Annotated in this window: 3 protein-coding genes and 2 pseudogenes; 1 reads left to right on the top strand and 4 read right to left on the bottom strand. The window is 43.7% G+C overall.

The window, feature by feature from the left end:
* Positions 1-522: 522 nt before the first annotated feature.
* Positions 523-1,370: pseudogene (locus tag F6K38_RS32040) on the bottom strand (ISAs1 family transposase).
* Between the two features lie 62 nt (positions 1,371-1,432).
* Positions 1,433-1,606, bottom strand: a complete 174-nt coding sequence (locus F6K38_RS32035) for a transposase family protein (protein ID WP_287255204.1) — start codon at positions 1,604-1,606, stop codon at positions 1,433-1,435.
* 690 nt (positions 1,607-2,296) lie between these two features.
* Here F6K38_RS32035 and F6K38_RS32030 point away from each other — a divergent pair.
* Entirely contained in the window at positions 2,297-4,987 is a 2,691-nt protein-coding gene (locus F6K38_RS32030; protein ID WP_287359096.1) for an arylsulfatase, read from the top strand.
* A gap of 838 nt (positions 4,988-5,825) precedes the next feature.
* Here F6K38_RS32030 and F6K38_RS32025 read toward each other — a convergent pair.
* Complete coding sequence (locus tag F6K38_RS32025; RefSeq protein WP_287359093.1) at positions 5,826-6,455, bottom strand: hypothetical protein; 630 nt, start codon at positions 6,453-6,455, stop codon at positions 5,826-5,828.
* 603 nt (positions 6,456-7,058) lie between these two features.
* A pseudogene (locus F6K38_RS32020) lies at positions 7,059-7,237 on the bottom strand (iron ABC transporter permease); the annotation flags it as partial.

The following is a 7,237-nucleotide window of genomic DNA, read 5'->3' as shown; positions in this document are numbered from 1 at the left end:
CCAATATGGTCCCAATAGTGCTACAGCAGTTCAACTTATGGATATTGCTGGTTGGGTATAACAGTTATAAATTAGATCAAGTACTGTCGTTTTAGGGAGTAGGGAGCGGTGCGACCCGTGGCGAATTTAATTACGGGTCAAGCGCACCGAGGGAGTAGGGAGTAGCGCCGATAAAGCAAAAACTCCTCTTTTCCCTGTTCCCTATTCCCTTTTTTTTTATCCCAACACCATGAACCTTGACCTATTCTGACTCCTGAGTGCTAAATTTTAGTGCTTTTACTTGAAGGGGTCAGATTTTTATTAAAGCTATGGGTGATTTGTCAAGTATCGTTTACAAAACAATACATCAATCAGTAAGCCTTGGTAATTCTATAGGGTTTTTATTTGAGATGTAAACATAGGACTGCATCAATAAAGGAAACACACAACAGGCAAGAGTAGGAAAGAGTTTCAAAGAGTTTTTGATGTTATGAAAAATCACCAAGGTTGTTTATGACCTATTTGTAAATGCTATAGCCAGGGCTATTTCATTCTAAAAAGTGCCAAAATATGCTTAAGCCCAAATTGGCATTTTCTTTGTGCTTGAGCCATGTTGTCAAACCCTGCATCTCGATAAAGATTCAGAGCTAAATTACGAGCGATCGCCCAAATTTGTACCAGAGGAGTTGTCCTGATACGAGATTTATCTTCACCCTGAGTGACATCTCTGACATAATGAACTTTGTTCTCTACGCCCCAATAGCCTCGAATCCGCTTGGCAAATTGTTCAGCCGTTTCTTTCAAGTCAGAGATATAGTATCGGATCTGGGTCTGATCAGTATTTGTAGTAATCCGTCGGGACTGAACTTGAATCACGGTAGCTAATCCAGGCCAAGAAGGCAAACCTTGGGTAACTTGGCAAATACTAACACTTCGTTTTTCTATTCGACCGTGTCCTTTATTGATCTGTTCAAAAGATTGCTGAGGAACGAACTGCTGTTGGGCGGCTGCAAAAAGTTTTGGTTGGTTCCCTTTAAGGGCTGCTATATAGTGATTCCCACTATCGATGATCAGCTGACAAGTTTTTTTTGGGTGTTTATGGCATCAAAGGCAAAAACCACGCCTTTGAGTGCTAGTGCTTTGATCAACTCTGGCACTGCCTTAATCTCATTCGTTTTTTTGACAACCATATCAGGCTTGAGAATTAATCCTCTCTCTACCAAGTAGGCACTCACTAACATAATTGCGGGATGGCGATCGCAATGTGGATTGTCTTGTTCGACCATAAATGACCCTCTCAAAACTTTCCCATCTACCCCTAAAGTCTCTCCCGCTTCCGGAGTGATCTCGAAAAAGCAAGCGAGCCTTGCTGAATAATCTGAGTAATCCATATTCAGTAACACTCGGCGGATTGTGCTGTATGATGGCAGTCGGTTGACTTGAAACAATTGGCTCAACTCCTCACGATTGTTTCAATCCAATCAGCGATCGCTAAAAATCCTTTATTCCCTGCAGCGACTGCTAGGGTAAAGATAGCCAGACATAGAGCCATTGAGTGTCTTCTTCCCTGCCCTCTACGAGCATCTGGTAAATCAGAAAAGGCTTCTAAAATAGCAATTTGACCCATCGATGTTGATTCTCTTGTGCCCTTGTGCCGGGAGCCGGTCTGGCATTGCAGAACAAATGAACTATGTACCATCAGAGCAAGCTTAAACCCATGAGGGGGCATTATATTTAGTACAAATGTTCTGCCTAAGCGACATCCTCCCTCTTGTGCCTTAGCATCTTATCTTACCATCTAGAATGAAATAGCCCTGATGCTATAGCTTTGCAGGCTTTTAGCTCCGGAAGCGTAACCAGAACCCTAGCTTATCAATCCAAAACAGATAACTACAACGATAATTAGAGCATCAGCGACCTAAAGGTTTCCATCCTAAATCCTAGTCACAGCAAGAGATTGAGGCTTTGATAACGAAATATTAATTACAAGTTATTAACAAGCTATTGACAAATAGTGACAACTAAAATTTTTCTTGTACAACATAAAAATGTAAATAAAATCTTAATAAAAGGTAAATAAAAAATCCAAAAAATTTTGTCAAATTCTTTGACAAAATTTTTTGGATAATGATAAAGTTCTATAGGCATTCAATTGGTGCATGTCATCTAGGTAACTTAGGCATGATGCAACTCACGCATGTTTGATTAGCCTTAGCCTTGTCAAGGATCAAGTCAGGCTTAGCCTGGAGCCTAAGCAACCGAAAAATTGATGTACCCAGAACAAAAAACTAGAACAGTGAGCAGCTGTAAAGCTTGAATGAAGATCAAATTAGCAAAATTAATTACCACGATTGTGGCAGTGGTGATATTTTCCCTAGCAGGATTGGTGCCGCCAGCCTCTGCCCAGGCAATTCTGCCACAACCAGACCCCGAATTTAACGGCGACATCGATGTCAGCTACAAAAATTCCACCCCAGACACCTCGATTCTACAATCCCCGGAAGCCCCGGAGGGGGCACCAAACATTGTGCTGGTGCTTCTCGATGATGTCGGCTTCAGTTCAGCCGCAACATTCGGTGGACCTGTTAAAACAGATACCCTAGACAAACTGGCTAGCGAGGGTCTGAGCTATACTCGCTTCCACACAACCTCCCTTTGCTCGCCAACTCGTGCAGCAATGTTGACAGGGCGTAACCACCAGTCAGCGGCCAATGCAGCTATTGAGGAAATCGCAGTAGGTTATCCAGGCTATACCGGAAGGATTCCTAAGAGTACAGCCACCATCGCTCAGATTCTCCAAGACAACGGCTATAGCACAGCTTGGTTCGGTAAAAATCACAACGCTCCTGATAACGAGACAAGTATGGTAGGCCCGTTTGATCGCTGGCCTAATGCTTTGGGATTTGACTACTTCTATGGGTTCATCAGTGGCGAAACTGACCAGTGGTATCCTGCACTGTATGAAAACCTAAACCCCATAAATCCACCAGCAACCACCAGCGACGGAAAAACCTATAACCTTGGGCACGACCTGGCGGATAAAGCGATTACGTGGATGAGAAATCAGCATTCCATTGCACCGGACCGACCCTTCTTCCTTTACTTTGCACCAGGGGCGACCCACGCACCGCACCAGCCACCCGAAGAGTATCGTAACCATTACGATGGCGTGTTCGATAACGGTTGGGACGATTGGCGTAATAAGATCTACAAGTTTCAGCAGGAACTGGGTGTAATTCCAATCGATGATGAAGGCAACCCAATTGGCGAACTCACTGACCGGCCTGACCAGATACCTGCTTGGGATAGCTACGATCCCGATTACCAGGAGATCTTGGCCACCCAGATGGAAATCTATGCAGCGTTTCTGGAATATACCGATGACGAGGTAGGTCGAGTCATTGATGCTATTCCCGAGGAAGACTTGGATAACACCATGATCATCTATATTGTTGGTGACAACGGTGCTGCTCCTGCAGGTTCTGAAGATGGGGTTTGCAACGAGCTGAAGAGCCTCAACGGATTGCCAACTTCCAAGGACGAAAACATAGCTTGCAAAGACAATTGGGGCATGCCTGGAACCTCACCCGAATATGCCGTCGGCTGGGCCTGGGCTACAGACGCGCCCTTCCGTTGGACGAAGAAGGTGGGTTCCTACTTCGGTGGTACTCGTAACCCCATGGTAATTAAATGGCCTGCCAAAATTAGCAATGATTCAACTGAAAGACGATTCCGCAATCAGTTTCACCACGTCATTGATATCGCACCCACTATTCTCGAAGTTGCTGGGATTGAAGAACCCTTTATGGTTAACAGCATTCAGCAGAAGCCGATTGAGGGGGTCAGCTTAGCTTATACCTTTGACGATGATAAGAGCAAAGCTTACGAGTTGTGCACAGATCCAACCGATCAAATTGAAGGTGAACCTGATGATCTGTGCCAATATAAATACGTCCACAATACTCAATACTTCGAGATGTATGGTAATCGGGGGATCTATAAACCCGACGGAGAAAACGAATGGATGGCATCGACTCTCCACAGGTACCCGTTTACTCCTACAAGCGGTCAAATGACCCAGGACTTTGATGAGGATACTTGGGAACTCTTCGACCTGGCAACAGACTTCACCCAAGCTACTGACTTATCTGCAGACAATCCTGATAAGTTAGAAAATCTCAAAGAACTATTCATGATCGAAGGAAGTAAGTATAATGTCTTCCCACTAGATGATCGCTTTTCTGAACGAGGTGATGTGAGTTTGCGTCCCAGTTTTACCTCTGGACGGGATCATTTCGAATTCTATGAGGGGGCAGTTCGCCTACCAGAAGGGGTAGCGCCGGACGTGAAAAACACATCTCATGACATCATAGCTGACGTTAACATTCCTGATGGGGGAGCCGACGGCGTACTCCTGGGCATGGGTGGAGAGGTAGGAGGCTATACCTTCTACGTCAAGGACAATAAGCTCAACTACACCCACAACTATTTTGGCCAATACTGCGACATTACCTCAACCCAAGACGTACCAACGGGTGATAATGTTGAGCTTAAGTTTACCTTCAATTACGATGAAGAGAATGGAGAAAACGTCGGTGGAGGAGGTACCGGTACACTGTTTATTAATGGTACACAGCTTGGCCAAGCTCACATGGACAAAACCGTCCCCGCACGCTATTCTCTGGAGACCCAGGATGTAGGGATGGACTTGCTCTCACCAACCAGCTATCACTATGACTCACCCTTCGAGTTCACCGGCACGCTTAATAAGCTGACGATGGACATTCTCTCAACACGTGATCCGCAAGACGACTCCATACCTGAGTGTCAATGGACCTATCTAGATGGAACACCTGTGGAGCAACAGGCTCAAGAAGTTGAGAATCAAGAGGTTGTGGATGAAAAAGCTGAGATAGTGAATGAACTTAAGCACTATCTAGAGGACAAGGAAGATGGAAACTTTGGGTTCCTCAAGGAGCTTATTCAATATCTAAATCAGAGATATTGAATAGAGAATAAGGTATGAAGAAAGGCTTGATTTAACTCTTGCCCCATACCCTATAGCAGAAGTCAGAAGTCAGAAGTCAGAAGTAAAACTCTTGGGCTTACTTAGGTTTGAGACTTTTGTCATGTCATAACTGCCCTGTCTTGATGCAATAGCGAGTGGGGGAAACCCCCAAGACCGCGCTGCATCGCTGGCGACTGCTATATTCCCGAATAATTACACTATTAGACATCTTTGGGAAATCAGATTTTAGGTTAAGCTTGGCTTAGCTTCCAGAATCCTTTCCCAGAGATGTTTATTAGTATTTTTGTAAGCATTCAGCGGTCAGGGCTCAGCGGTCAGCGCTCAGCCAAAGGATCACGCTACGCGAACAGGTTATTTTATTCAAAAACACCGATTGCGCTACGCGCATTAGCTGATAGCACCTCAAGTAGCGTGCGCTACGCGCATTAGCTGAATGCTTACATGATATCAATGAAAAGAACTTTAGGCTTAGGGCTATAGTAGCTTAATCAGGGTCACAAATAATTTTTTAAAGAATTTTTTTTTTGGGTGCGTTCCGAAAGCACCCTACTGGCGTGGCACAGCTAAAGTAGCAGAATATATGTTAGGAAAAACCCTTAATCTCTTAGAAATTAAGGGTTTTTCCTAAAGCAAAATTTTAGCTGTGTCAGTCCACTACTTAACTGTAGATTTTTTCCGATAGCGGTTTTCAATTAGGTGAGGTACATGTTTTAAGGGAGTAGGGACTAAGGCCGTGGGCCACGCTTACTGGCAGCTCCATAGGCTCCTAGGAGGGGAAGTGAGGTAAGAGGGGAAAAATCCTGTGTACCTGATTAGACTAAGAACCGCTATTCTTGACGAAGTACCAAAAAGTGCTGTCGTCTTGTTGTTGGTTTTTGGTAGTCTCCACACAATGGTCGTCGTTGTGACAGCCTGTATTAACTGGGGCTTTCAAATGCCCTCCCGTATAATTTTGGTAACCATTGAGCAGACGGAATGTTTCATTCTCAGTGATTTCTCCTGAAGCCAACTGTATGATCCAGCTACCACTATTGTCATCTCTGTTAGAACTTTTAGCAGTAGATACATGCAACTCAGTCTTATCATCTTCTGATTCCCATTTTTTAGTATCTAAAAATCCTCCATCCCCTTGATATTGGTTCTGAAGGTGTATGGCATCCTGGTTCATAACAGAATCCCCCTCATTCTTATTATTAATTCCAGCATATGTTATTTTCCATATGCCGCTATTTGTATCTCGATTATTATCGTCATACAGAGATACACATAGATAATTAGCATCACAATCGGATTTGTAAGTATCCATGTACTTCCAGTCTGAATCAAGGTTATTTCTCACAACATTGACCAGATCGCCGTATTTTAGGGTGTCGGCATGGGCAGCAGACACAGATGTGCAGAATACATAAAGTATCGCTACCAATACAAAGGTTAGCTTTTTCAGCATTTTTATTCCAGAATTTTCAAGTTAACAGGGAATCAGAATGGCACTACTGCGCTCCCAATATAGATAGGGTGTTTGAACCGGCACAGTAGATGCTACTAAATCCATTACTAAATGGTTTCATCAAAGAAGCGTGATTAGTTTTGGCTTAACATTAAATTAAGATTTTTTCGGATTAGTGAAAGTATCCGTAGATACTCCTCTTTTATCAAACGTAAGCATTCAGCCGTCAGCATATGCTGACTATCAAACTAGGTTGAAACATTGATTTTTGCTTGGCTTTATCCTCGAAAAATCGTTGATTGATCCGAGAGTGACAGAAGAGGGATATAGGGGTTATAAACGAGTTCTGAAAATCCATAAACCCAAAATCATTGTTAGTGCCAGCATCCTGCCCGGATCAGATTTCACAATCTATTTATAATTGCTATAGTAAATGTGCCGTAGGGTGCCTTAGGAAACGCACCCTACGCACTTAACCCTTGGCCTTTCGCCCACGCTACGCGAACAAGCCAATAACCTTGGCCTTTGGCCACGCTACGCGAACAACCTTGGCCTTTGGCCACGCTACGCGAACAACCCAATAACTTTCAACCTTTATAATTATTATCCCTGAGATTTAGCAATCTTTAAACTCAATAAAATTACTGGGATAATTCCTACTAAAACAATCGCTAAGGCTGGTGCTGATGCCTGTATTAATCGTTCATCGGAGGCATACTGGTAAACTCGTACTGCCAGGGTGTCAAAATTAAACGGTCGCATGATCAGAGTTGCTGGTAACT

The organism is Moorena sp. SIO3B2, from assembly GCF_010692525.1.
Classification (GTDB): Bacteria; Cyanobacteriota; Cyanobacteriia; order Cyanobacteriales; family Coleofasciculaceae; genus Moorena; species Moorena producens.
The sequence above is the reverse complement of the archived record's forward strand: the minus strand, read 5'-3'. Positions and strand labels throughout refer to the sequence as shown.

Bases quoted from the DNA above. Each gene is read 5' to 3' on its own strand.
- F6K38_RS32035 (WP_287255204.1), bottom strand. From the start codon at position 1,606: ATGGGTCAAATTGCTATTTTAGAAGCCTTTTCTGATTTACCAGATGCT.
- F6K38_RS32025 (WP_287359093.1), bottom strand. From the start codon at position 6,455: ATGCTGAAAAAGCTAACCTTTGTATTGGTAGCGATACTTTATGTATTC.
- F6K38_RS32030 (WP_287359096.1), top strand. From the start codon at position 2,297: ATGAAGATCAAATTAGCAAAATTAATTACCACGATTGTGGCAGTGGTG.